Source organism: Ignavibacteriota bacterium, assembly GCA_019637995.1.
Lineage (GTDB): Bacteria > Bacteroidota > Ignavibacteria > Kapaibacteriales > UBA2268 > JANJTB01.
The window spans coordinates 1,174,382-1,200,994 of the sequence record JAHBUQ010000002.1 but is presented as its reverse complement, the minus strand read 5'-3'; the positions used below and the strand labels follow the sequence as shown (position 1 = coordinate 1,200,994).

The following is a 26,613-nucleotide window of genomic DNA, read 5'->3' as shown; positions in this document are numbered from 1 at the left end:
CGTCGCCGAACATGTCGGTAAGCAGAAATCCGATGGACTTCGTCTACCGCCTGACTATTATAGGGCATTTTAAGACAGACTAACATCAAAAAAAAATGAAAACAGAAACAACTGAACAATACATTGAACAACTCACTGCGGACCGACAAGTTGCAGTTCGAGAGTTACGGAAAACCATACTTCAAAATTTACCAGATGGATTTTCTGAAACAATTAGTTACGGGATGATTGGTTTTGTAGTTCCTCATTCAATTTACCCAAGTGGATACCATTGCGACCCAAAACAACCATTACCTTTTATCAGTATTGCCTCACAAAAAAACTTTATTGCACTGTACCATATGGGACTTTATGCTAATCCAGATTTACTAAAATGGTTTTCTGACGAGTACCCAAAACACTCAAAAACAAAATTGGATATGGGAAAAAGTTGTATTCGCTTCAAAAAACCAGACCAAATTCCATTTGAACTGATTGGCGACCTTTGTTCAAAAATGACAACTAAACAATGGATTGAAATTTACGAAACCAATTTAAAACGATAAATTATGAAGAACTTTAAAATCGAAGCAAAGTGGGCATTTATTTTTATAGGCTCACAGTTGTTATGGATGCTTTTAGAAAAATTAGTTGGGCTTCACGACAAGCATATAGACAAACATCAATATCTGACAATGCTTTATTCCATTGTTGCGATTGCTATATACGTCTTTGCACTTTTGGATAAAAGGAAGAATTATCACAGTGGAGCAATGACTTATAAACAAGGCTTTGTAGCTGGATTAATTATCACGGTGATAGTGACAATATTCAGTCCGTTAACTCAATGGATAATTTCAAGTGTAATTACGCCCGATTATTTTAAGAATGTTATACAATATTCAGTTGAGACAGGGTACCACAAAAGCATTGCTGACGCAGAAGCCCAGTTTAATCTGAAAAGTTATATGATACAGAGTACCATAGGTGCTTTAATAATGGGTATTGTTACAACCGCAATAGTTGCAATTTTTACAAGAAGGAAAAATAGAAACTAATAAAAAGACAAGAAAACGCCCTATAACATCACCTATACGCAAGCAGGGGTTTCGTGTTCCAAAGACAGTTTTGTGGATAATCAAAGATTAGTTTTTCAAATCAAGTTTTGTGGTAAAAGTCCCGCCCTTCGGGTAGCGGCGAAACGTTGGCGGTCATTGTAATGGACGACCCAACACACATTAAAAGGAGCAATATATGACTAAGAAAGAAATAGCAGAAGCATTTTCAAATGGAAATTTTGAATTGACATATCCCTATTTGTCAGAGAATGTACAATGGACTGTAGTTGGTGAAGATTATTTTAATGGAAAGAAAGCCGTAATTGACAACTGTAGACAAGTTGCCCGTTATTTCAATTCGGTGACTACAAACTTCATAACTGTAAATGTTATAGCAGACAACAACCGAGTTGCAGTTAGTGGAACAGCAGAATTTATCCGTGATGGAAAGACAGTGAATTTTATTTCTGCCTGTGATATTTATGAGTTCAACTGCAACAACGAATTGACTACAATAACTTCGTACTGCATTCAGAAGCAAATGGCGAACCAGTAACAGTTGAAATTAATTTTAGACGGTGATGGTCATTGCGAAAGACGACAGAGCAAATTAAAACACCTAACAAATGACAGAGTATAAACAAAAAAAGAAAGGTAAAATATGAGAAAAGTAATTTCATTTATGCACATAACTCTTGACGGTTTTGTTTCAGGACCTTATGGAGAACTCAATTGGGCAAAAGTTGACCAAGAACTATTTGGCTATGTTGGAAATCGAATTAAAAATGGTGACACAGCTCTTTATGGGCGAACAACTTACCAAATGATGGAAGGTTATTGGCCAACCGCAGGTGACAAACCAAATGCAACCAAACACGACATTGAACATTCAAAATGGTATAATAACGTTCACAAAGTAGTTCTGTCAAAAACCCTGCAAGGCACTGACAAGCCAAACACGACAATCATAAGTGAAAACATTGTTGAACATATAAATGAAATCAAAAAACAGAAAGGTGAAGACATTTTACTTTTTGGTAGTCCGACAGCAACTCATTCGCTTATTCAACAAAATTTAATAGACGGCTTTTGGTTGTTTGTAAACCCTATCATTCTTGGACAGGGTGTTTCATTATACAAAGCCATCAATGACCGAATCAACTTAAAGCTTTTGCCAACTACTCGACAATTTAGCAACGGAGTAACTGAATTGAATTATGAAGTTGAAAGACAATAAAAATGCTTTTGACTTAATCTAACAAAAGAGAAACTTATGAGACAAGAAATGGCAATTTGCCTATGGTATGACGAGCAAGCTGAAGAAGCAGCAAACTTTTATACTTCAATTTTTAAAGACTCCGAAATTATCAAGGTAAGTCGGTTTGGAAAAGAAGGATTTGAAATTCACGGAAAGGAAGAAGGAACAGCAATGACTGTTGACTTCAAATTGAACGGAATGAATTTTTTAGCCTTAAATGGCGGACCGAAATTCAAATTTAATGAAGCAGTTTCTGTCGTAATTTACTGCGACACTCAAGATGAAATTGACCATTATTGGACAAAGCTGACTGAAAACGGAGAAGAAGGCCCTTGTGGTTGGTTGAAAGATAAATATGGAGTTTCTTGGCAAATTACACCGAGTGTCCTGCCTAAGTATCTAACCGACCAGAATTTGGAAAAAAGAAATCGAGTTGAACGGTGTGCTTTTGGAATGAAAAAATTTGACATTGAAACGCTTAACAAGGCATACGAAGGAAAATAAACAACGAACCGCCAACATCAGCTATACGCAAGCAGGGATTTCGTGTTCCAAAGACAGTTTTGTGGTTAATCAAACATTAGTTTTTCAAATCAAGTTTTGTGGTAAAAACCCCGCCCTTCGGGTAGCTGCAAAACGTTCAGCAAGATTCGCTTCGCTCATCTTGCCGGCAGTAGTCAGGCGGCAGGCGAAAATAAAAAGCGAATCGAACCGTCGCCGAACATGTCGGTAAGCAGAAATCCGGTGGACTTCGCCTACCGCCTGGCTATTTTCAAATTAATTCTGTATATCTGAAGCAATCAGTTGTGTGGTCGTTTACCATTCCGGCAGCTTGCATGAAAGCATAACAAATTGTAGTACCGACAAATTTAAATCCATGATTCTTTAATTCTTTACTCATCGCATCAGATTTTTTGGTACTTACGGGTATTTGACTATGTGTTTGCCAGCTGTTAATCAGCGGCTTTCCATCTGTAAATTTCCAGATAAATTTATCGAATGTACCAAACTCGGATTGAATTTTTAAGAAGCATTCTGCGTTTGATATAGCTGCATTAATTTTCAATTTGTTTCTTACTATACCTGCATTATGAAGCAGCTCTGTAACTTTATCCTCTCCATAAGTGGCGATAATTTCTGCATTGAAATCATCAAAAGCCAGTCGGAAATTATCTCTTTTATTTAGAATTGTTTTCCAGCTAAGTCCTGCCTGAAAACTATCAAGTAAAATGAATTCAAAAAGCTTACTGTCATTATGAAGTGGCACACCCCATTCTGTATCGTGGTAAGCCGTTTCAATCTCACTGCCTAAGCACCATTTACATCGTTGCATATTGTATTCCCGGGATATTTTCAATTAGATTGCAAATTTTTGAAAATTACAAAAATAATTATTTTAATTTATTTAAGTATTAATATTTAGCAAAAATATGTCGCTGATTGTAAATAAGCTAATATTTATACATTTAAATTAAATAAGTGATAAAAAAAGACACTTTAAATCACAAATGTAACAATATATTTATGAAAAGTCATTAATTTTCCTTAATTTTGAATCTGTACAAGTTACATTTTTTTATGAGTTAGAGAAATGTCTGAAGAAAATAAAAGATTTTTTGAAGAATTTGATTTTCCAAACTATGATGATTGGAAAAATGCCGCTGTTTCGGCACTAAAAGGAGTACCTTTTGAGAAGGTAATGTTTACACCTACTTATGAGGGAATTACTCTGAAACCTATTTATAATAAAGAGGATATTGAAAATATTCCTCATATTTCTCAGGATTTTCCGGGATTTAATCCCTATTCACGAGGTGGCTCTGTTTCAGGATATAAGCTGAATGATTTTGAAATCAGTCAGAATATCCCTTATCCGATTACAAATGATTTTAATGAGGCATTAAAAAATGATTTAAGCCGCGGGCAAAATTCTATCAGAATCAACCTTGATAAAGCCGCTGCTATGCACGAGGATTTTACTGATGATGATTTATCGGGCATTAATCTTTGTATATCAAATCTTGATGATTTAAAATCTGCATTGAAAGATATTGAATTAAGTAAATTTCCAGTTAATATTGATGCAGGAATTGCTGCATTGCCTGCCTTTGTTTCGCTTATTTCAGCAGCAATAAATAGCAAAGAATTAAAAGGGACGCTTAATTTTGACTTCATTACTGAATTTACAAAAGAAGGAAATTTACCTGATAATTTTGATAAATTTATTAGTGAAATGTCCGCAGTTACTAAATATGCTAATGTTAATATGCCGGATTTCAGAACAATAGCAATCAGCGGTTATGAGTGGCACAATGCAGGTGCCAATGCCGTTCAGGAACTTGCTGTTTCAATATCTCTCGGGGTATTTTATATTCGTCAATTACTTGAAAAAGGGCTTACAATTGATGAAATCTCACCAAAAATAAGTTTCTCACTTGCAATCGGAATTAATTTCTTCATGGAAATATCAAAATTCCGTGCTTTCAGAATTATCTGGAGTAAAATCATTAAAGAATTTGGTGGAAATGAGGAATCGCAAAAAGTTCATATTCACGCTGTTACATCAGAACGCGAGCATACTAAACTTGACCCTTATGTAAATATGCTTCGTGCTACAAGTCAGGTATTCTCTGCGATTACGGGTAATTGCGATTCAATTACAGTTAATCATTTTGATAAAGAATTTGGCTTGCCAAACGGCTTTTCACGCAGAACTGCCCGCAACACTCAAAATGTCATAAAATATGAATCACATCTTGACGATACAATTGATCCCGCAGCCGGTTCATACTACATAGAATCACTTACAGAGCAATTGATTAAATCTGCTTGGAATGAATTTATTACTATTGAAAATAACGGCGGAATTATCTCTGAAATCAAATCAAGTTCAATCCAAAACAAAATAGAAGCAAATTTCAACAAGCGACTTGAGAATATTGCTTTCAGAAAAGATATTATTGTCGGAGTGAATAAATATGCAAATATTCACGAAAAACCAGTCGAAACTACTTTAGATTTTGATAGAAATAAATTGACCGAATATGTAAAATCATTTGATAGTTATATACAAAACAGAAATACTGAAAATATTGATAATTTACTTGATGAATTTGAAGAAAAATTTAATAATGATGAAATACAGTCAATTTCAATAGCTGCCGATGCTCTTAAAGCAGGTGCCACGCTTGCTGAACTTTATAATTCAATACCTTTTGATGCACCGGAATTCAATGAAGTTACTCCTATTTACCTACGCCGCAGCTCTGAAGTATTAGAAGAAATGCGTGAGGTGATTTCCGATTATATCGCATTAAACGGCAAAAATCCACAGCTTGATTTTGTATGCTTTGGGGCTTTACGTGATTGGAAAGCAAGAGCAGATTTCTCAAATGATTTCTTCTCAGTTGGTGGCTTTTCAAATAAAATTTATGATGGTTTGAGCAGTGCAGATGAAGCTATTTCCAAAATTGATTTTTCACTAAAGAGAATCATTGTGGTATGTTCAACTGATGACAAATATGCTGAATTTTTGACTGAATTCGCCCAAAAAGTTAAGTCTGCAAATTCAGAAAATTTTGTCATTCTTGCGGGTTATCCAAAAGATATGATTGATACATACAAAGCAGCAGGTGTGGATATGTTCATTCACGTAAAAGCAAATATTATTGAGTGTTTACGTGAAATTTATGAAGTTTCGGGATTGACAAAATAAAGGAAATATGAAAATGAAAAATCCGGATTTTAATAAAGTAAATTTTGATGAAATTATAAAATCAAATAAATCTGAATGGTCAGAAAAATTTCAACAGCAGACTAAAAAAATGCCAGACGAAATCCTTGTCCACTCTATGGAAAATATAAACATTGCACCTCTTTACACAAAAGAAGATACAGCAAATCTTGAGCATACAAATTTCACGGCTGGAATTGCTCCTTTTTTAAGAGGTCCTTATCCGACAATGTATGTATCACGTCCATGGACGATCCGACAGTATGCGGGCTTTTCTACAGCCGAAGAAAGTAACGCTTTCTATCGCAGAAATCTTGCTGCCGGACAGCAGGGTGTTTCTGTCGCTTTCGATTTGGCAACTCACCGCGGTTACGATTCAGACCATGAGCGGGTAGTTGGTGATGTCGGCAAAGCCGGTGTTGCGATTGACTCCATTTTGGATATGAAGGTATTATTTGATAATATCCCTCTTGATAAAATTTCAGTTTCGATGACGATGAATGGTGCTGTACTGCCCGTACTTGCATTCTATATTGTAACTGCATTAGAGCAGGGTGCAACTCTTGAGCAGCTTTCCGGTACAATTCAGAATGATATTTTGAAAGAATATATGGTTCGTAATACCTATATTTATCCACCTGAACCATCAATGAGAATCATTGCTGATATTTTTGAATTTACATCACGCAATATGCCGAAATTTAACAGTATTTCAATTTCAGGTTATCACATGCAGGAAGCAGGTGCTACTGCGGATATTGAAATGGGTTATACGCTTGCTGACGGCTTGGAATATGTTCGAACCGGTATCAAAGCAGGTATTGATATTGATAAATTTGCACCGCGACTATCGTTCTTCTGGGCGATTGGTATGAACTATTTTATGGAAGTTGCCAAAATGCGTGCCGCAAGACTACTTTGGGCAAAAATTATCAAACAGTTCAATCCTAAAGATACTAAATCAATGGCATTAAGGACTCACAGTCAGACTTCCGGCTGGTCGCTTACTGAGCAAGACCCTTTCAATAATGTTGTTCGTACTTGTATGGAAGCAATGGGTGCAGTTCTTGGGCATACACAATCATTACATACAAACGCTCTTGATGAAGCAATTGCACTGCCAACTGATTTTTCTGCTCGTATTGCACGTAATACTCAGATATACCTGCAGGATGAAACAATGATTACTAAAGTCATTGACCCATGGGGTGGTTCATATTATGTTGAAAAACTGACAAAAGAATTAGTGGAAAAAGGTTGGGCGCATATTCAGGAAATTGAAGGGCTTGGAGGTATGGCTAAAGCAATCGAGTCCGGCATTCCAAAAATGAGGATTGAAGAAGCAGCGGCACGTCGTCAGGCAAGAATTGACTCAGGCGCTGAATCTATTATCGGTGTTAATCGTTATCGTCTGGAGCACGAAGACCCGATTGAAATTCTCGAAGTTGATAATACTGCTGTTCGTATCCAGCAAATTAAGAGATTGGAAAAATTGCGTGCAGAGCGAAATGAAGAGGATGTTCAAGCTGCTCTTCAAGCAATTACCAAAGCTACCGAAACCGGCGAAGGCAATCTGCTTGATTTATCAATTAAAGCCGCACAGGTTCGTGCTTCTTTGGGTGAAATTTCTTATGCAATTGAAAAAGTTACAGGAAGGCACAACGCTATGACACGAACAATTTCAGGAGTTTACAGCTCAGAATATGCTGAAAAATCAGCAATCGAAGATGTCAGAAAGCTGACTGATGAATTTGAAAAAGTAGAAGGCCGCCGCCCAAGAATTCTTGTTGCAAAAATGGGGCAGGACGGACACGACCGTGGTGCAAAAGTAATTTCCACTGCCTTTGCTGATATGGGATTCGACGTGGATGTTGGTCCGCTTTTCCAAACTCCAAAGGAAACTGCTAAACAGGCAGTTGAAAACGATGTTCATATAATAGGAGTTAGTTCTCTTGCTGCCGGTCATAAGACACTTCTGCCACAGCTAATCAGCGAACTTGAGCAGTTAGACCGCCCTGACATTTTAGTTTGTATAGGAGGCGTAATTCCACAGCAGGATTATGATTTCCTTTACGAAGCCGGTGCCGCAGAAATTTTTGGTCCCGGAACTATAATACCCGAAGCCGCAAAAAAACTTATGAACGATTTGTTCGAGCGGATAAGTTGATTTTGAATTATAATATGAAAACGGCTATCATTTTGGTAGCCGTTTTTTAAATAAGAAATTTTATAAATTTTCATAATTATTTGAATACCCAATAATGAAAACAAACATTGTAATAGATACTAATGTAATTGTAAGTGCAATTAAGTCAAGAAATGGGGCTTCATTCAAACTTATGGAATTTCTCGGGAATACAGAAGAATTTCAAATTGCTGTTACAGTTCCGTTGTTTTTTGAATATGAATATGCTTTAGTTAAAGTAGGTATTAATAGGTCAAAAATTGATGATTATCTTGGATGGATTTGCTTGTCTTCAAAGAAGCAGAAAGTTAATTTTTTATGGAGACCATTTCTAAAAGATGTGAAAGATGATTGTGTATTGGAAGCTGCATTAAATTGTAGTAGTAAGTTTATTATCAGTTACAATAAGAATGATTTTAATAACGTTAATCAATTAGGAATTGTAGTAATTGATCCTAAAGAGTTTCTTAAACAAATCGGAGTTATAAAATGAAAGTTTTACAAATACAGTTATCAGACGACAAATTAAAACTTATCGAAGACTTAGCGAACATCAACAAGCTTAGTATCGAGAACTTTATATCAGATGCAATTTCAAATAATATTGATTACTTTAAACATTACAATTATTTCGAAAAAAGATTTAAAGATAAAACGAAAGAAGATTTCCTTAGAGTATTATCCCAAGTTCCTGATGTCGAGCCACCGGAGTATGATAGGTTGTAATTGGGGGTGACAACAAATAATATTTCCGTCTGAATAAGCGTCATATTTACAAGTTGAATTTTTTATACAGAATATTGTTAATATCTTTTATATGGGTTCAGTGTATTTTTTATAATTAAATTCAAACTTAAAAGTCTTTTAAACTAAATATTTAGCAAAAAATTTATAAAAATTATTATGAGCAGAAAAAGTAAAGTTGAACTTGAAATAAGTCAAAAAGCCGATATATTAAAAAAATACTGTGTCAAATCACTTGCTTTATTTGGTTCTGTTGCTCGTGGTGATGATGATGAAAATAGCGATATTGACATTCTTGTTAATTTTGAAAAAAGTACGTACCGTAATTTTATTGGTTTAAAAGATTATCTTGAAGAATTGTTTAGAACCAAGGTTGATTTAGTATGTGAAAACTCAATAAAACCAATGATGAAACCTTATATTTTGAAGGATGTTAAATGGCTCGTGAATTGAGAAATAATAATTTGTATTTGTTGGATATTTAGAAAAAAAAAATCTATTCATTCACCCAAAATATGAGTTTTGATAATTTCTCAGATGATGACAAAACCATTGATGCTGTTATAAGGAACTTTGAAATAATTGGTGAAGCATCAAATCATTTGCCAAAAGATTTTAAGTTAAAGTATGCGGATATTGACTGGCGTGCTTTAACCGATTTTAGAAATGTCATCATTCACGAATATTTTGGTATTAGCATTGAAATTATTTGGGATATTATCGAAAATGAGTTGCCGAATCTTGAGCCAAATATTAAGAAGTTACTTGATGATGGCAATATTTATGGAAATCCTTAATATTTCAACACAAATATTTTGAGTTAAGAAACACTACCCAAGTACCTGATGTCGAGCCACCTGTTTATGATAGATTGTAATTTCCGGACATAACTTACTGCTTCGGCAAATACAAACTCGTCTTAATCAAAATTTACTGATGCAGCCGGATTTTTCATTATGTTTAAGCTATTCAAATTCTCATCTTAAAGGTGTAATGATAATGTTTCATTGATATTTGCCATAGTTTCATCAAGTATTAATCCTTGTGTAACAATTCGCAAATTCAGGCATTCTGAAACATATATTTCTCGCCTTGAAATAATTAGAAAATATTTATCTTTTTTTAATTCTTTAGATTATAATATCAATTATTAAATAATAATTTTTTTTACAATATTCAGATTCTTTGATTTAATATGGATGAAATATATGCCTGAAATTGAATTAAATTCTAATCGTAAACCAGATAAATTATGATTAACTGATTTGCTCAGTAAAAGTTTACCACTAATATCAAAAATAGATATCTGTTCCGTAAAGTGATTTTCATCTGAATGAAAGCTCAGAATTCCATCAGCATGATTGATAATAATATTGTCAGATTTTGAATTTAATTCACTTACTGATGTTGTGAAACCTAAGCCCCTAATATGTGAAGTATTCTTTGGTTTGCTGACATCTGCTTCGAAAACTACTGCGACATTCATTTCAGCTTCAGACTGCGGAGCAAATTCAACTTCAAATTCAATTATTTGATTTTTCTTTAAAATTAATGGATTTTCATGAGTAATACCAGAAGGAATATCCACTTCAAACTCCTTACCCGAGCCTTTTACTCCAAGATTTGAACCAACTAATCGAATTTCATGAATTTTTATGTCAAATGATGTTGATTCATAACCGGAATTAGGATTACTGAGTGTAATTCTACCTTGTTTTTTTGTTCCGATTTCTGTTGTTCCAAATGCGAAATCTGTTGCCTGAATATAGCTGTTTCCGACAATACTGCGAAGCTCTGCAAAATAATGTTTATAAATCAATGTGCCGGTTTTTCTGTTTATTACCATAAATCCAATAGAATCTCTGAAAGATCCAACCAACTCATGATGAAATTTAACATCAGTCTCAATTATCACGTTATTCTTGAATAAATCGTAAAGATTTACATCTCTTAAATCACCCAAGGAAAAGCCCTGAAATTCATTTATGTCATTATTTTTATTTTCAACAGAATCTGAATCGAGTATCAGAAATAGCTCAAGCTCCATCAATTTAGAAACATCACCTCCAAAGAAAAGTTTCAGTTTGTTACTACTTTCAGCTATTTGATTTACAATATTGAATCTGCCAAAATCTTCATTTAGTTCAAGCATTTCAGGAACAATTGCCGGACATTTGATAATTGTATCAGTGATATTTCCTGCCATATCAATAAAAATTAATTGCGCCTGAGAATTAAGCATTAAATTTCTCCTATCTAAGCTCCAACTCACTTCATTAGTAATTCCTGGAGAAAAATCACTTCTAGAAAAAGTAAAATTATAGCTATTTTCGGTATTAATATATACCTGCGCAAAGTTACTTCTATTGTCAGGATTATCACGTGGCTCTTCAATTGCTACTCCGGAATATCCATTAACACAATTACCTGTAAATTCTACAGATGGAGCCGCCCAATCATTACTTAATTTGCCGTCAATATCCTTGCCATTTACAGCAAAACCATAAGAAGTACTTTCTCCGAAGCCGTATCTGTAAACAACAAAACCACTGTCGGATTTGATTGAATAAGTACCGGATTTACTGAACTTGATATTTTTTGAACTATATAGTTTATTTGTATCATGAGATTCTATATAAGCCTTGCCATTTCCCGGATAAACATCTTTCAATCTGACCCAATTATATTTACCGTCCTTGATTTCAGATATAAGCAAATCATTCGGAATATTTCCCTCTGGTGTTGATTTGTAAATAATATTGATAAAATCTTCATCCATATTTTCAATTCTGAAAGTTGCATAATTTGAAAATCTTGAAGTAGGAATAATTTGCATCTGAAATGGTGCAATTTTATTCCCTTCATATTCCGAATTTGAAGAAGTCATCATTACATTTATCTTTTTGGCAGAATTTACATCAATCAGGTTATCATTATCTAATTTTGAAATTGCAATTTCTTCCAAATATCCTGTACCGATTATACCACCCGGAGATGAAATATTTCTGATAAAGCTCTTGTTAAAAAATACATCCGTAAATGGCTCCTGACAGAAAATAGAAATATTCGGAAAATGCCTTCCTCCAATAAATTCAGGTATTAAATATGAGTGGTCAAAATTTTGTTCAGGAAGTAATTGAGTAATAGTGTAATTATAGTTTTCCGGAGAATCTGAGTATGCTTTCAGACTGCCCGAAAAAGCAGCTATTATTTTATTGGCTTTTATTGTGGAGCCTGTCAGTACCGAATTTATACCTGATGAAGGAAGATAATAGACATCGCCTTTATTTAATGTGCGTCTGATTGTCTGATTCATGCTTAGAAGAGTGCCGTCTTCTTTCATTATATAGCAGGTTTGACAGCCACCTAATCGAAAAGTAACACGGGTATTATCTTCAATACCGATAATAGCAATAAAATTTGGGGGTACATTGTCTGAATAAATTGACTTCACAGGACTGCTTACCTGATAATTATTTCCGAGCTTATCCTTTGAAAATATTGTCAATGCGTCAGATTTTGTGCCGTACTTAGTCATTGCAGTTGGTAGGGCTTTAACATTTCCGGGAATAATTACTTTAAGAGCTGAATTTGATATTATTCCTTCCCTTGGATGATTATCATCAAGAATCAAGGATTGCGCCTCGTCAGCTTTCAAAGGAATTGATAAATAATCGTTAACAGGCAAATTATTGAAGGTTTTTATAATTTTATCTCCTTTATAAAGAGATAATTCTCCCGGAATAACAGTAAATACATTCAGAAAAGCTACTGTATCAGACTCTGAAGCAAGACCAGGGTGCAGAATAAAATAGTATTCATTGGCTTGTGACTGATAAGTATTTAAAAATAAACAACTTAACAATACTGTAAAAATCATATTTTGTAATTTGTTTTTCATTACATACCTCAATTTGTTTTTTGAACTCGTACTTTTCTGAAACCGCGACAAATCAAATAAGTATTTCTGTTGAGCTTACTGACTAAAAGTCCAACTCTTCAACAAATCAGAATTCAATAAAATATTAAAAAATATTGTTTTGCAACTGTCTCATACTTACTAAGACACACAAACATCTTTTTTGCTACAAAATTATTGAAAAAATCACATTATTTTGACAAAATCTATTAAATATTTTAAAAAAATTAATCATAATCAAGTAGAATCGTCATACCGGAATGTTACATTTCAAATTTTCAGGTATATATAATAATGAAGTTTTTTTTGATAATTTCGTTTTTTTCATTTTCAGTTATGAATATTTTTTCAAGCGAATTTAAACCACCAAAAGCCAAAATGGAGCCGGTACAGGAGAAAATTCACGGTTATGAATTTACTGACTATTATCGCTGGCTCGAAGACAAAACAAATCCCGAGACCTTAGACTGGTCTAAAAAGCAACACGAATACACAGTAAATTTCTTAAAAAGTAATACAAATGAAATTCCTGGGCTGAGGGAAGAAATTTCCGCACATTTGGACAGAGATTTGAGAGGTGCACCTTTTTACAAGGGAAATCGCGAGTTTTTCTATTTCAAGAAGAAAGGCGACGCTCAGTCAAAACTTTTTACTGTAATTAAAAATAAAGAAATTCTAATTTTCGACCCAATTCAGGTTGACCCGTCAGGTAACTCGGCAATTACCGCCGTTGTGATGACAAGAGACGGCAATAAAGCTGCAATTGGTATGCAGTTCAAAGGCAATGAGATTTCCACTTACAGAATAATTGATACCAAGAACGGCAAAGTTCTTGGAGAGCCAATTACAGGGCTTAGTTCATTCGGCTGGACTTACGATGAGAAAGGTGCTTATATTACAGTCCGCACAAAAGAAATAATTGAAAAGCAGGAACCAATCCGTACATATTTGCATACAATCGGAACAGACCGTAAAAATGATAAGTTTATGATTGCTCCGGAGGATGCTAAAAATTTTGCAAGTATGTGGGATACTGATTGCGGAACATTTACATTTATTTCTGAAGGTGATTTCTGGACAAATAGTCTAAAAATACGTAAACCGGGAACTTCCGATGAGCCAAAATTGATATATCCACTTTCCAAATACAAGGTTACTCCACAAGTCAAAGATGGCAAACTTTATGTACTAACAAATCACGAAGCTCCGAATTACAGAATTATGACTGCGGATGCTGCTAATCCGGATTTCAGCAATTGGAAAGATATTATACCGGAGTCTGAAACAGTTATCAGAGCTTATGTAATTACAAGCGATTATTTGATTGTTCAGGACAGAAAAGATGTACTTTCGAGACTTACTGCTTATGACCTGAACGGAAAGTTACTCAAAGAAATCGAACTTCCGGAGCTTGGCAATGTTTCATCAATCAGTTACCACAAGGAATCAAATTCCGTTTATGTAAATCTGGCAACATTCACAAGTCCCGGCAAATTATATAAACTTGATGGTAAAACTTTGAAATGGGAATTTATTTATCAGGACAAATCCCCTATCAACACTGATAATATAACCTCAAAGCAGGTATTTTATACTTCAAAAGACGGACAAAGAGTTCCAATGTTCATTATTCACAGAAAAGATATTAAATTAGACGGCAATAATCCTGCACTTGTTTATGGATATGGCGGATTTAATGTCAGTCAGGATCCGAATTTCATAGGTACAACTGCATCATTTATCAATCGGGGTGGAGTGTATGCAATTACAAATCTTCGGGGTGGCTCGGAATATGGTGAGAAGTGGCACGAAGACGGAATGCTCTTCAAAAAGCAAAATACTTTCGATGATTTCATAGCAGCAGCTGAGTATCTAATCGCAGAAAAATATACAAATTCCGAAAAGTTAGCTGCACGTGGTGGCAGTAATGGCGGGCTTCTTATCGGTGCTGTTATTACTCAAAGACCTGATTTGTATAAGGCTGCTGTATGCGCTGTACCGCTTCTTGATATGGTGAGATACCATAAATTTTTAATTGCAAGATACTGGATTCCCGAATACGGCGACCCTGAAGTTTATGAGGATTTTATGAATATTCTGCAATATTCACCACAGCATAATATCAGAAAAGGTTACAATTATCCGGCAATGCTTATCAAAGCCGGTGAGAATGATGCACGTGTTGACCCGCTACATGCTAAGAAATTTGCAGCAGCTCTTCAAAATAATCCCGGACAGACAAACCCGATTATGCTGTATGTTGATTTTGAATCAGGTCACGGTTCAGGAAAATCAACTGCTCATCAGATTAATGATATTGAGCTTGAGTGGCGATTTGTAATGTCTTCTCTTGGAATGAATTAAGGAATTTTTGAAAGTGAATTACGAAACTATTAATCTTTATATTGACAAATCAGTTGCTACTATTACTTTAAGCAGACCTGAAGTGCGTAATGCTCTGAATAGCAAAGTAATTTCCGAACTTACAGACGCTTTTACTTTATTGAATGAGGATGCACAAGTTCGGTGCATAGTCATGACAGGTGAAGGACAATCATTCTGCTCCGGCGCCGATTTGACATGGCTTGGTGAGATAGCAGACTACAACTATGAACAAAATTTTGCCGAATCAAAAAAATTAGTCGAGCTTCTTTATTTAATTCACGACCATTCCAAACCGGTAATTGCAAAAGTTAACGGTTCTGCTGTTGGTGGTGGTGTTGGGTTAATGCTTGTTAGTGATATAATTTTTGTTGAAGAAAATGCCTTCTTTGGACTAAGTGAAGTTGCGATTGGTATTGTTCCGGCAGCGATTGTGCCATTAGTGCTGGCAAGAATTGGCGAAACAAAGGCACGCGAGCTGTTAATTACAGGTGAAAGAATTAATTCAAAGCAGGCTTTGGAGATGGGATTAATAAATTATGTTGTTAATCGTAATAATCTTAATTCAGAAGTCCAGAACAAAATTGATTTCATTCTGAAAAATGGTCCGCTTGCTGTTAAAACTGTAAAAGAGATGATGACACTACTAAGAAATTCATCCCGAGATGAATCAATTGTATATATTTCAGATGTTATTGCAAAACTCAGAACAGGTGAAGAAGGACGTGAAGGAATGAAAGCATTTTTAGAGAAAAGAGAGCCAAGTTGGAGAAAATTACCGGAGTAAAATTGATTAAGAAAATTTTAATTGCAAATCGAAGTGAAATCGCCTGCAGAGTAATAAGGGCATGCAAGGAAATGGGGATTATATCAGTTGCCGTTTTTTCGGATATTGATGCTGATGCACTTCATGTAAAACTTGCCGATGAATCCGTCGCAATAGGCGGTGCAGCTGCAAAAGAATCCTATCTTGATATGGATAAAATTATAAATGCTGCTCTGAAATCAGGAGCAGATGCCATTCATCCCGGATATGGATTTTTATCGGAAAATCCTGAATTTAACGAAAAAGTCCGAAATGCGGGTTTGATTTTCATAGGTCCAAATCCGGAGTCAATGCGGCTTTTAGGTTCTAAAACCAAAGCCCGTGAATTAATGATTTCAAATAATGTGCCTGTTGTTCCCGGCTTGAAAAGCAATACATCGGCTCTATCTGAATATGCAGAATTTGCTGAGAAAATTGGCTATCCTGTGCTGATTAAAGCCGCTGCCGGTGGTGGCGGTAAAGGTATGAGAGTTGTTAAATCTCCGAATGAACTTGCTGATGCTATTGACTCTGCAAAAAGGGAATCGCTTTCTGCATTCGGAAGTGATGAAATTTTCATGGAAAAATATATCCAAAAGCCACGTCATATAGAATTTCAGGTAGTTGGCGACAGTCATGGGAATTATATTCATTTATTCGAAAGGGAATGTTCGCTTCAAAGACGCCATCAGAAAATAATTGAAGAAGCGCCCTCAACCGCACTTAATGATGAGTTGCGCGAAAACATGGGGAATGCTGCAATTCAGGCAGTTAAATCAGCCGGCTATGATAACGTTGGTACTGTGGAATTTTTGCTTGATGAGGATGGTAGTTTTTACTTTTTGGAAGTAAATGCACGTATTCAGGTTGAGCATCCCGTAACGGAGGAAATTACAGGAATAGATTTAGTTCAACTTCAAATAAATATTGCCGCCGGAGAGCCAATTCCATTTAATCAGGAAGATTTATCAATAAACGGATGGGCATTAGAATGTAGAATCTATGCTGAAGATGCCTTCAATGATTTTCTGCCATCCTCCGGAAAAATATTATTGCATAAAGCTCCTATTGGCGAAGGAGTGAGATTTGATTCAGGTATCGAAACCGGAACAAATGTATCCATATTTTATGACCCTATTTTAGCAAAATTAATTGTACACGGGCAAACCAGAGTTGAAGCCACAGAAAGGATGATTAATGCTCTTAAAAGCACAGTTGTGCTTGGAGTCAAAACATCACTGCCATTTATGATTGTCCTTTTGGAAAGCGATATTTTCAAAAATGGCGATACTTACACAGGATATATTGACAAAAATTATGCTGAGCTGATTAAGTTCGATTTTGAGGGAAATCTCCCTCATGCTTTAGGAGTGGCAGCACATATAAATACATCATTTGAACCTGAAGAAAAAGACCCCTGGCTGAATATCGGGAAATGGGAAATATTATCGGAATTTGGAGTAAGAAAATGATTTTAAGATTTCAGGATAAAAAGTATAAAATTGAAACCAGCCAGAATTATTCCAGAATATTAAAAGCTGAAATAGATGGATGGGATGGTGTTTTGAGGATTGCAAAGTATGATGAAGATAACAACTATCTGCCTCTCGGAAACGAATCCGATTATTATGCTTATGCCGCTAAAGATGACAAACATATTTATGTAATGTATGAAGGTGTGCAATATATTTTTGATATTATGCCTGACGAAGCATTTTTCATAGATGAGTCTGAAGTTAATGATGACAGTCATGAGCATATAAAGGCACCAATGCCCGGCTCAATTGTTAAAATATTAGTAAATGAAGGCGACACAGTCGAAGAGGGAGCCCCGATTATTATTATAGAAGCAATGAAAATGGAAACAAAATTATATGCATCAATTAGTGGGATAATTAAGCAAATTAATTGCAAAGTCGGCGAGCAAGTTGATAGCGATTTAGTTATTGTGGAGATTGTGAAGGAGTAAGTTAATGGCAAAACATTTTGTTTCAAATTCCATTGAATCTGTGAGAATGTTTAAAAGTGATTTTATCGAAATGTTCTCAAAAGTACATTTTTCAATTCCATTGATAATTTATATACCTGTAATTGCTTACTTTTTTTACTACTCAATAGCAGAAAAAGAAGTTAGTGTTGTTTGGAGCATTGTGCTTTTTGTATCAGGTGCAATTGGTTGGAGTCTGACTGAATATTTGCTTCATAGATTTGTGTTCCATTATCATCCAAAATCAGAATTCGGCAAAAGATTGCACTGGACATTTCATGGTGTACATCATGATTACCCTCAGGATAGATACCGTTTAGTTATGCCACCGTCAATTAGTATTCCACTTGCATTTATTTTCTGGTATTTATTCAGCTTTATAATTGGGAACACATTTACGCCTGCTTTTTTCTCAGGATTCGTGGCGGGTTATCTTACTTATGATTCACTTCACTACGCTGTTCATCATTTTGCATTTCGGAATAGATTATTGCTAAGCATCAAAAAGCATCACATGAAGCACCACTACCTTGAGCCTGATTCCGGTTTTGGAGTCAGCACTCCTATATGGGACTATATATTTAGAACGAAATCAGCGAACTAATTTCGTTCTATAATAAATCATCATTAATTACACTATGTTGATTAGAATTTCACAAAATATCTAAGAAGATACTTAAAAACCGCCCATAGGACCACCGGGAATAGGAGGCTTAGGTGGATTATTTTTCATATATTCAGCAATTTCTTGTTCAGTCATAACTTTAATCAATTCAACATCAATAATAGTTAATTTGTTTGGTGGCACTTTTCCGTCAATACCAAATTCGCCAAACCCAAGTGCCGGATGTAAATAAAGTATCCATCTTGCACCTTCCTGCATATTTGTGATGCCTTCAATCCAGCCGGGAATCATCCTTTCGTTAGGAATTGCTCTTGGTTCGCCTGAGCGGGTATCATCAAATACTGTTCCATCGGCAAATGTTGATGTCATGTGAACTAAGACATAATCACTTTGAGTTGGGGATTTGCCATTTCCTTGCTTGAGAATTTTGTATTGCAATTTACTTGGTAGAGTAACAACACCCGATTCAGATGCATTCTTTTCAATAAATTCTTCAGCCTCGGATAAATTTTGGACAGCTATAACCGAGTATTCTATTTCCTTAATCTTCATAATGCTGTCCATTCTTTCTGACAGGAAGTTAGAAAAGCTTGCTACAATATTATCCATAGAATCTTTATGAATTTTTGGGTCTCCCGATTTTAACGCATCAACAAATCCCTGAACCAGATAATCAAGACTTAAGGTTAAAGAATCATTCATCATATTTAAGGCAGTTCTATAACCATTAACATACATGAATTGATCAACAATATCACCAGAAACTTCATTTACTGTGTTGTCATATTTTTTAATGATTTGTTGATATGCCTCTTTATTTGAAGCAGAAGATGATTCTTGAGGTGAATTACTCTCACCACAGGACGCCAGAACTAATATCAATATTAACAAATAATATTTTATCACAATTTTTCCTAATAATTTTTTAACAATTTATATCTAAACAATAACAATTTTCTTAAGATTAAGTTACAATTTTCTATTGAATTCTCTCTAAAGCCAGCTGTTTAAATGTCTTCTCAGGCTTAAGATTGATTTCAAGCGGTTCTGGTTTAAATTTTTTAGTACTTCCTACATAAATGAATCTCTCAATCAACTCTGAATATTCTGCGATTCTGAAAGAATGAAGTGCTTTCAGATTATAGTCCATTAGGTTTATATACTGAGCTTCAAGGAAGGCTTCTTTTAAAGTAAACTCTGCAAATTCATACGGAGTATCAAAGTCTAAATTAATTGATACAATCAAAATTTCTCCACCTAAGTTTTTGGGGTTGACAAGTAATGTATCAAGCAATCTGGCTTTGAAATCTGATTTTTGATACGTACCATATACCAGCTTCGAAATTGGTGAGCCAAAAGCACTTATTGAGCTGTACGAATAATCTTTGATATAATCCTTATTGCTATCAAATTCACTGGTTACGGATTTAATAATATAATCACCTATATTGAATTGCGGATAATGAACAGTATACATTTCCTCAAGATAAGCCAATCCGTCATAATCACCATTGCCGGCTGACATAAATGCTTCATGAACTGCTGCAGGTCCTTTAAGTGCGTCCATATAAACATAAGCAGTATATAAAATCCTGTCTTTATCAAAAATTTGACCATTGTGCTCATTTGGAAGAGCACTCAGCCCATCTATAATTGTTTTACTAAAGGATTTACCATTATTTATAATAGCTGATGGATGCTCGTAAAAATCAAGAACGCTTTCGATTTCTTCAGGGCTGATATCCATACAGCCATAAGTTTTGGGACGCTCAAACAAAATTCTGAATAAATAATTTGGAGCTAACTTTGCATAAATTTGTGCAATTCTTGCTCCAAAACCTGCTGCATACAAATTGATTTTGGGATATTGAAATGCAGCTCTTGCAGATTCAACGTCATAAGCCATATTTAATATATTATAATTATTGACATCAATTTCAAGGCTGTCCTGCAGTTTTTTGAATCCTCTTGAAAGTGCTTTTCCGGCAAGTTCGAGATTTGCTTCCGAAAGGAAATTGGGATTTTGGGTGATTTGGTTCAGCTCAGGAAGATTTAGATTAATCGAGCCATCAACACCACGGTAACCAACTATAACAACATCATGATTATTAGCCAGCCATGTCGGCATTACCTGATTAAAATTACTAAGTCCGGGACCATCGTTTAATAAAAAAACAGGTGCACCCGGATCGTTAGATTTTGTTCTTATTCTGATAACCGGTATATCAATCACTTTCGATTTAACATCAAGCGGGTTTTCGAGTACCTGCATTTTGCAATAATCTGCACTGTATTCAATACCAGATACACTGTAAACACTGTCTATTACAGCAAATTCAAGCTTGACAGGTCCTTTTGAACAGGAAAAGGATATCAATGTTACGATTGCAACTAAAATTATAAAAAAAATTGTCTTTACCATATTTAATTAAGTATCCGTAGCTTGTTTAACATTTTTTTTGTCAGGTTTACTCTTGTACCCTGAAAATTTATATTTAACGTATCTTGGTAACTAATATTTGTTGCAAATATATGTGTATCTTTATCTTTCTCAATCCAGCCTACAAACCAACCGACTTTTTGACGATCGCTCAGTCCTGTTTTTCCATAAATTTTATAGCCGTTACCTTCTTCAAAAAGCATCATTCTTTTTACAGTATCCATCACTTCTTTTGAAAATGGCAGCTCAGACTTATATAATTTTTCAAGAAAATTCACTTGCTGTTCAGCAGAAATCACAAGACTTCCATCAAGCCAGAAATTATCTATCATACCGGCTCTTACCATAGTGCCGTAGTCGGTAATGGTGTCGAGCCACTTTTTCATCAGTGTGTCACCAATTCTTATCGCAATATCCTGATAGTACCATACGACAGAATTTTTGAAAGCTGACTCGAGATCATGGTCTCTATTCCATGATTCAACAGGTTTCTCAATTCCGTTATATCTGATAGTATCATGAATAGAACTTACAGAGCGGGTCTGAAGTGCTATGAGTGAATTAGGGATTTTAAAAGTTGAAGCCGGCGAAAATTGAAATTTTACTCTTGCCTGGTTTACATAAATTGTTTTGCCGGTATTTGCAGACCTTACTATAAAACATCCATCATAGCCGGTTGAGTCAATTATTTCCATCAAATCCTGACGGTACTCGTTTTTGCTTTGGTTGCAGCCCAAAATTAAAACTAAAAATAAAATTACTGTTTTGAAATTCATTGTCATAATTAATTTCTTTTATAAATTCATCAAAAATTATTTACAAATGTATGTATGAATTTATTAATATCGAAATAATTTCGATATTAATATTGATTTCTAAAGATATTTAATAGAGAATTATTAATATTATTACTATAAATATATTGATTTTAACTACTTTTGTATTATTAATTATGTAAAATTTATTTTTTTGGTAAATTAAATGCTTGATCTAAAATTTATTAGAGAAAACATCGAACTTGTAAGAACAAATATTCAAAATAAGAATGAGTCCACTCAGGTAGATAATATTCTTCTGCTTGATGAAAGTCGTCGCAAAATCATTCAGGAAGTCGAATCTCTGAAAAATGTGCGTAATGTTGTGACTAAAGAAATTTCCGAACTCAAGAAGAATAAGGAGAATGCTGACGATAAGATCGCAGCGATGAAGGAAGTTTCAGACAAAATCAAATCTCTTGATGATGCGCTTCGCAATGTCGAAAATGAGATTGAGCTTGTTGTTCTCAAGATTCCAAATATGACAGGTGAAAAAGTACCTGTCGGAAAATCCGCAGAAGACAATAAAATTGTCCGCACTTGTGGTACTACAACTGAACAAAAGCTAAAAAGGAACCACATCGAAATAGCTAAATCACTTGATATTATTGATTTTGAGCGTGGTGGAAAAGTATCTGGTTCAGGCTTTGCTTTTTATAAAGGCAAGGGTGCCAAACTCGAAAGAGCGATGATAAATTTTATGATAGATTTTCATCTTGATAATCACGGCTATACTGAGCTTCTGCCGCCATTTATCGTAAATCGTAATTCTATGCACGGTACAGGTCAGCTTCCCAAGATGGCTGAAGATATGTATCATGCCACAGAGGATGATATGTTCCTCATTCCGACTGCAGAAGTACCGCTAACCAATTTTCATAATGGAGAAATGCTCCCGACTCAGAGTCTTCCGATTAAGTATTGCGGTTATTCCCCTTGCTTCAGACGCGAAGCAGGAAGCTATGGCAAGGATGTTCGGGGTTTTTTGAGAGTGCATCAGTTTAATAAAGTCGAAATGGTTAATTTTGTTAGACCTGAAGATTCCTGGGCTACTCTTGAGAAACTTACAGGCGAAGCTGAAGATATAGTCAAAGCGCTGGGTCTGCATTACAGAGTTCTTCTGCTCTGCTCGGGTGATACAAGTTTCTCTTCAGCGATGACTTATGATATCGAAGTATGGTCACCGGGAGAGGAAAGTTGGCTTGAAGTATCGAGCTGTTCTAACTTCACTGATTTTCAGGCTCGCAGAGCAAACATAAGATTTAAGCCTGACCCATCTTCCAAGCCGGAGTTTATTCATACATTGAATGGTAGCGGTCTTGCAACTTCAAGAATTATGGTTGCATTACTTGAAACTTATTTGAATGAAGACGGAAGTGTATCAATTCCTGAAGCTTTGGTGCCTTATACAGGTTTCAGCGTAATTGAAGCTAAATAATTTCCAAAAATTTATTGAACTTTTGGATTGCTTCCCGGGGTGATATGCTTTTTATGCCGCTATCACCCTTTTTTGCTCTTACCGTTATATATTTTTCGGATAATGGATGAAACTTAACATAAAAATTATCCATACCTGAATATAAAACAAATACGGGCTTATTGAATGCCGCTGCAATATGTACAATTGCAGTATCCGGCGAAAGTAAATATTTGCAGCGAGAAACGATAGATACAATATCATTAATATCTCTAGAGTTGAAAATTATCAGCTTCTCAAATTGCCTGCAAAGCTCTTCTGCTCTCATCTTTTCAGCTGGAGCGAAGCACAACACAATTGGAACAGATATACCTGACAGATTAAGAAATTCAACCCATGATGAATTATCCCACATTTTCCTTTCGTGTGAGCCTGAAATATTTAGTACTGCAAAGTTATCATAGACGTGATTTTCAGCCAAGAACTTCTCAACAAAACCATCTGAAGATTCATTTGTATGTAGCTCAGGTCTGGGAATTGTATCAGGTAATACATATCCGAAGCAGCTGATTGAATTCAGTGTAATCAATGTATGATGTAGATTTTCATTCGATTGTGGCAAATCAATATTGAAAACCCTAATTTTATCAGGATGATTAAATCCGATTTTTTGATTTGCTTTTGCAAACTTTGCGATTATTCTACTTTCCTTAGAAAAGTGATCTTTCGGGTCAATCCAATAATCAAATTTTGTCGAAAGCAGTTTTAATAATAATTGAGCGACTCCAACAGGTGATTTTCTCACAGTAAAAATTTTACTGATATTAGGGTTATTTTGAATAATTGAATTGTTGGAAGGACCTGCAAAAACCGTGATTTCAGACTCCGGAAATAGTTTTTTTATTTCTGAAAATAATGGTGTCATAAGCACCATATCTCCAATACGCCCTAATTGAATTATACCAATTTTCATGATATTGAATTCTCCTCAATCAGCTCTGAAATCACATGAATGGCATCATCCACTTTAATATCTGCTAATTTACCGCTTTCGGTTCTGAGATTTCTCTGTGGAGTATTGTATGCTGTCCATGGGATACCTGTTTGGGGCAGATTTTTCCAAAGATGAAGACTCAGGCAAGGAATATCAAAAGCCGAGGCAAGGTGTACAGCTGCCGTGTCCGGTGTCAGAATCAAGTCGCAAACTGATAAGTATGATGCATACTGAACAAAAGAATTACTTTTTGGGGCATTCTTAGCTTTGGTGTTTTTAAGAATTTCATCAAGTTCTGTTTTATATTCAGGCATCGAAAAAATTACAATATCAAAATCACCAAATAATTCTGAAAATTTCAATATAAAATTAATATAATTTTCCGTTCCCCAATATTTTGACCTGTCCGAACCCGACAGATTAATACCCAAAATTCTATCACCGATAGCCTTCATCATCTCTTTTGCCCGTAGAGTTTCAGCAGGGCTGAGCCTGAATGATAGCTTTAAATCATTATTTGAAGGATTTACTCCGAAAGGCATCAGAAGATTGGCGATTCTTTCGACGATATGAACAAGTCTTTTGTCCGGAAGTGGTACGATGTGAGTATATGTTTGAAAATTCTCTTTTTCAAATCCAAGAGAATAAAGCGGCTTAATCATTTTTATCAGATATGATGATGTAGTCGAAGGATTATCAAACATATCTATGATGATATCATAATTTCGTCTCTTGAGAGAAGCAATTAAAGAGAGTGTCTTGAAAATATTTTTATCATAAGTGTATATATTATTCACATAGCTGTCTATTGCTCTTTTTGCAGAAAAATTCTTATTGGAAAGAAGGATATCAATTTCGATTTTTGGAAAAGCACTTCTCAATGAGCGAACAAATGGAACTGTCACCAGCAAATCGCCGATTCTATCCTGCCTAAGGAGCAAGATTCTGCTTCCTTCGACAAGTTTGAACTTAGCATATGATTGAGAAATCAATTCAGGGTTTGAAGCCCTTTTAATTGATTTGTCAAAAAAATTCTTGATTTTATATTCTATTTTTTTTAGCAATTTTAAATAGTTTATATTATTCTAAAATACTTCGATTTGAATGATATAATATATTTCGGTCTTTCATATACTCAAACACAAAATCAACGGCTTTATCATTTTTGCCAACATATTCCGGTGGATTAATGCCGTGATTCTCGAAAAGTCCGGCTGCTAATAAATTTACGGCAGCAGTTCCGGCATATCCTGTAGTACGTGCCATTGATGAAATTTTGGTCTCAGGATTGTATCTGTCCAGAAGATTGTATTCATAGCGAACCGTATCGCCGTTTTCTATACCTTCAAAAATTATTCTCATCACAGTGAATTCATTTTCCTCAGGTTGTAATTTCCATTTGTCGAAAAGTATTGCTGAAGAGAAGTCACGTGGAGAAATTTTCATTCCATTAAACTCTATTGGTTCTTCGTTAAGGAAACCTGCTTTAATCAATGACCGCATCAAGTCAATATGCCCGGGATATCGAAGTGTTTTTTCAATTTTATTTGGAATATTATTTGTAAAAAGTAGCGAGCGAAGACCATCTGTATTAAATGCTTCAAGAGTCCCGATTTCGTCGAATTCAAGAAATTCTGGGTCTGAAAGTGCGTCTTTGACAATAATTTCGTTATTGATTACAAATCTTGCAGGGCGGGTATATTCCTCAATCACATCAACAGGTGAAAATGGAGCTTTATACTGAAATGGCATTGTCCTTTTGACCGGCAAACCGCCAACATAGCACTTGTAATCCCTGATATTCATTTTTGTATCATGATATCCAAGCAACAAATTTGGTATACCCGGAGCGACACCGAAATCAACTATTGCAGTTACTTTATTTGATTTTGCAATTTCATCAAGAAGGAAACAGTCTTCCGGGAAAAATGAAATATCAACGACATTCTTGCCGGACTCAATCACGGTTTTAACTGTTTCAAATCCCATAAATCCGGGAACAGCATTTAAAATAATGTCATAATCCCTGACGAGTGATTTTAAATTTTCTTTATTCCTAACATCAGAAACGATAGTATTAATATTAAAATTCGATAAACTTTCAAGATTATTTTCATTGATATCGCAGGAGCTAACTTCGTGATTTTCTGATAAGTCTTTTGCCATTGCTGAGCCTACCATTCCGGCACCTAACACTAATATTTTCGCCATTTCTTAACACTACCTTATAATAATCCAAAAAAATATATTCAAAAATAACAAATATATTAAT

25 protein-coding genes are annotated in these 26,613 nt (G+C 35.0%); 17 read left to right on the top strand and 8 right to left on the bottom strand.

The window, feature by feature from the left end; translation table 11 throughout:
- Positions 1-95 precede the first annotated feature (95 nt).
- The 5 genes from KF896_11100 (at position 96) to KF896_11080 (ending at position 2,799) form a co-directional block, all read left to right on the top strand.
- Positions 96-545 (top strand): DUF1801 domain-containing protein, encoded by a 450-nt coding sequence (locus tag KF896_11100; protein MBX3044254.1) that lies wholly within the window; start codon positions 96-98, stop codon positions 543-545.
- Between the two features lie 3 nt (positions 546-548).
- Positions 549-1,037 carry a DUF4199 domain-containing protein gene (locus tag KF896_11095; protein MBX3044253.1) on the top strand — a complete coding sequence of 163 codons (489 nt, stop codon included), beginning with the start codon at positions 549-551 and terminating at the stop codon, positions 1,035-1,037.
- A gap of 196 nt (positions 1,038-1,233) precedes the next feature.
- On the top strand, positions 1,234-1,593 hold the full coding sequence (locus tag KF896_11090; protein MBX3044252.1) for a nuclear transport factor 2 family protein: 360 nt from the start codon (positions 1,234-1,236) through the stop codon (positions 1,591-1,593).
- A 105-nt stretch (positions 1,594-1,698) separates the two neighbouring features.
- Entirely contained in the window at positions 1,699-2,274 is a 576-nt protein-coding gene (locus KF896_11085) for a dihydrofolate reductase family protein (protein ID MBX3044251.1), read from the top strand.
- A 36-nt stretch (positions 2,275-2,310) separates the two neighbouring features.
- Positions 2,311-2,799, top strand: coding sequence for a VOC family protein (locus tag KF896_11080; GenBank protein MBX3044250.1), 489 nt, complete (start codon positions 2,311-2,313; stop codon positions 2,797-2,799).
- A 268-nt stretch (positions 2,800-3,067) separates the two neighbouring features.
- Here the strand turns inward: KF896_11080 and KF896_11075 are convergent, their stop codons facing one another.
- The gene (locus KF896_11075) at positions 3,068-3,628 is read right to left on the bottom strand and encodes a DNA-3-methyladenine glycosylase I (GenBank protein MBX3044249.1); all 561 of its coding nucleotides are present in this window, start codon (positions 3,626-3,628) and stop codon (positions 3,068-3,070) included.
- A gap of 258 nt (positions 3,629-3,886) precedes the next feature.
- On the opposite strand from KF896_11075, the gene KF896_11070 reads away from it, so the two are divergent.
- From KF896_11070 to KF896_11045, 6 genes are all read left to right on the top strand, one after another.
- A complete protein-coding gene (locus tag KF896_11070; GenBank protein MBX3044248.1) occupies positions 3,887-6,010 on the top strand; it encodes an acyl-CoA mutase large subunit family protein in 2,124 nt (707 codons plus the stop codon).
- 13 nt (positions 6,011-6,023) lie between these two features.
- The gene (gene scpA, locus KF896_11065) at positions 6,024-8,195 is read left to right on the top strand and encodes a methylmalonyl-CoA mutase (protein MBX3044247.1); all 2,172 of its coding nucleotides are present in this window, start codon (positions 6,024-6,026) and stop codon (positions 8,193-8,195) included.
- Positions 8,196-8,289: 94 nt separating this feature from the next.
- Positions 8,290-8,706 (top strand): PIN domain-containing protein, encoded by a 417-nt coding sequence (locus KF896_11060; GenBank protein MBX3044246.1) that lies wholly within the window; start codon positions 8,290-8,292, stop codon positions 8,704-8,706.
- Positions 8,703-8,939: a hypothetical protein gene (locus KF896_11055; protein ID MBX3044245.1), complete on the top strand. Its 237-nt coding sequence runs from the start codon at positions 8,703-8,705 to the stop codon at positions 8,937-8,939. The genes KF896_11060 and KF896_11055 overlap by 4 nt, the downstream gene beginning before the upstream one ends.
- 177 nt (positions 8,940-9,116) lie before the next feature.
- Positions 9,117-9,410, top strand: a complete 294-nt coding sequence (locus KF896_11050) for a nucleotidyltransferase family protein (GenBank protein MBX3044244.1) — start codon at positions 9,117-9,119, stop codon at positions 9,408-9,410.
- A 62-nt stretch (positions 9,411-9,472) separates the two neighbouring features.
- Complete coding sequence (locus KF896_11045; GenBank protein MBX3044243.1) at positions 9,473-9,754, top strand: DUF86 domain-containing protein; 282 nt, start codon at positions 9,473-9,475, stop codon at positions 9,752-9,754.
- A gap of 353 nt (positions 9,755-10,107) precedes the next feature.
- Here the strand turns inward: KF896_11045 and KF896_11040 are convergent, their stop codons facing one another.
- On the bottom strand, positions 10,108-12,858 hold the full coding sequence (locus KF896_11040; GenBank protein ID MBX3044242.1) for a T9SS type A sorting domain-containing protein: 2,751 nt from the start codon (positions 12,856-12,858) through the stop codon (positions 10,108-10,110).
- 312 nt (positions 12,859-13,170) lie between these two features.
- Here KF896_11040 and KF896_11035 point away from each other — a divergent pair, with 312 nt between their 5' ends.
- Genes KF896_11035 through KF896_11015 form a run of 5 tightly spaced genes read left to right on the top strand, consistent with a single transcriptional unit; the run spans position 13,171 to position 18,654 of the window.
- Positions 13,171-15,240: a S9 family peptidase gene (locus KF896_11035; protein MBX3044241.1), complete on the top strand. Its 2,070-nt coding sequence runs from the start codon at positions 13,171-13,173 to the stop codon at positions 15,238-15,240.
- Between the two features lie 13 nt (positions 15,241-15,253).
- Positions 15,254-16,045, top strand: a complete 792-nt coding sequence (locus KF896_11030) for an enoyl-CoA hydratase/isomerase family protein (protein ID MBX3044240.1) — start codon at positions 15,254-15,256, stop codon at positions 16,043-16,045.
- A 2-nt stretch (positions 16,046-16,047) separates the two neighbouring features.
- Positions 16,048-17,535: an acetyl-CoA carboxylase biotin carboxylase subunit gene (locus tag KF896_11025; protein ID MBX3044239.1), complete on the top strand. Its 1,488-nt coding sequence runs from the start codon at positions 16,048-16,050 to the stop codon at positions 17,533-17,535.
- A complete protein-coding gene (locus tag KF896_11020) occupies positions 17,532-18,032 on the top strand; it encodes an acetyl-CoA carboxylase biotin carboxyl carrier protein subunit (protein ID MBX3044238.1) in 501 nt (166 codons plus the stop codon). The genes KF896_11025 and KF896_11020 overlap by 4 nt, the downstream gene beginning before the upstream one ends.
- A 4-nt stretch (positions 18,033-18,036) precedes the next feature.
- Positions 18,037-18,654, top strand: coding sequence for a sterol desaturase family protein (locus KF896_11015; GenBank protein ID MBX3044237.1), 618 nt, complete (start codon positions 18,037-18,039; stop codon positions 18,652-18,654).
- Between the two features lie 72 nt (positions 18,655-18,726).
- Here KF896_11015 and KF896_11010 read toward each other — a convergent pair whose 3' ends face one another.
- The 3 genes from KF896_11010 to blaOXA form a co-directional block, all read right to left on the bottom strand.
- The gene (locus KF896_11010) at positions 18,727-19,581 is read right to left on the bottom strand and encodes an FKBP-type peptidyl-prolyl cis-trans isomerase (protein ID MBX3044236.1); all 855 of its coding nucleotides are present in this window, start codon (positions 19,579-19,581) and stop codon (positions 18,727-18,729) included.
- Between the two features lie 73 nt (positions 19,582-19,654).
- On the bottom strand, positions 19,655-21,097 hold the full coding sequence (locus KF896_11005) for a hypothetical protein (protein MBX3044235.1): 1,443 nt from the start codon (positions 21,095-21,097) through the stop codon (positions 19,655-19,657).
- 2 nt (positions 21,098-21,099) lie between these two features.
- Positions 21,100-21,891 carry a class D beta-lactamase gene (gene blaOXA, locus KF896_11000; GenBank protein ID MBX3044234.1) on the bottom strand — a complete coding sequence of 264 codons (792 nt, stop codon included), beginning with the start codon at positions 21,889-21,891 and terminating at the stop codon, positions 21,100-21,102.
- A gap of 205 nt (positions 21,892-22,096) precedes the next feature.
- On the opposite strand from blaOXA, the gene serS reads away from it, so the two are divergent.
- A complete protein-coding gene (gene serS / locus KF896_10995; GenBank protein ID MBX3044233.1) occupies positions 22,097-23,368 on the top strand; it encodes a serine--tRNA ligase in 1,272 nt (423 codons plus the stop codon).
- On the opposite strand, the gene KF896_10990 is transcribed toward serS, so the two are convergent.
- From KF896_10990 to KF896_10980, 3 genes are read right to left on the bottom strand one after another with little or no spacing between them, the layout of a single operon-like run.
- Positions 23,361-24,320, bottom strand: coding sequence for a hypothetical protein (locus KF896_10990; protein MBX3044232.1), 960 nt, complete (start codon positions 24,318-24,320; stop codon positions 23,361-23,363). The genes serS and KF896_10990 overlap by 8 nt on opposite strands.
- Positions 24,317-25,405, bottom strand: a complete 1,089-nt coding sequence (locus tag KF896_10985; protein MBX3044231.1) for a glycosyltransferase family 9 protein — start codon at positions 25,403-25,405, stop codon at positions 24,317-24,319. Before KF896_10985 ends, KF896_10990 begins: the two co-directional genes overlap by 4 nt.
- 16 nt (positions 25,406-25,421) lie before the next feature.
- Positions 25,422-26,552, bottom strand: a complete 1,131-nt coding sequence (locus tag KF896_10980; GenBank protein ID MBX3044230.1) for a saccharopine dehydrogenase NADP-binding domain-containing protein — start codon at positions 26,550-26,552, stop codon at positions 25,422-25,424.
- Positions 26,553-26,613 lie beyond the last annotated feature (61 nt).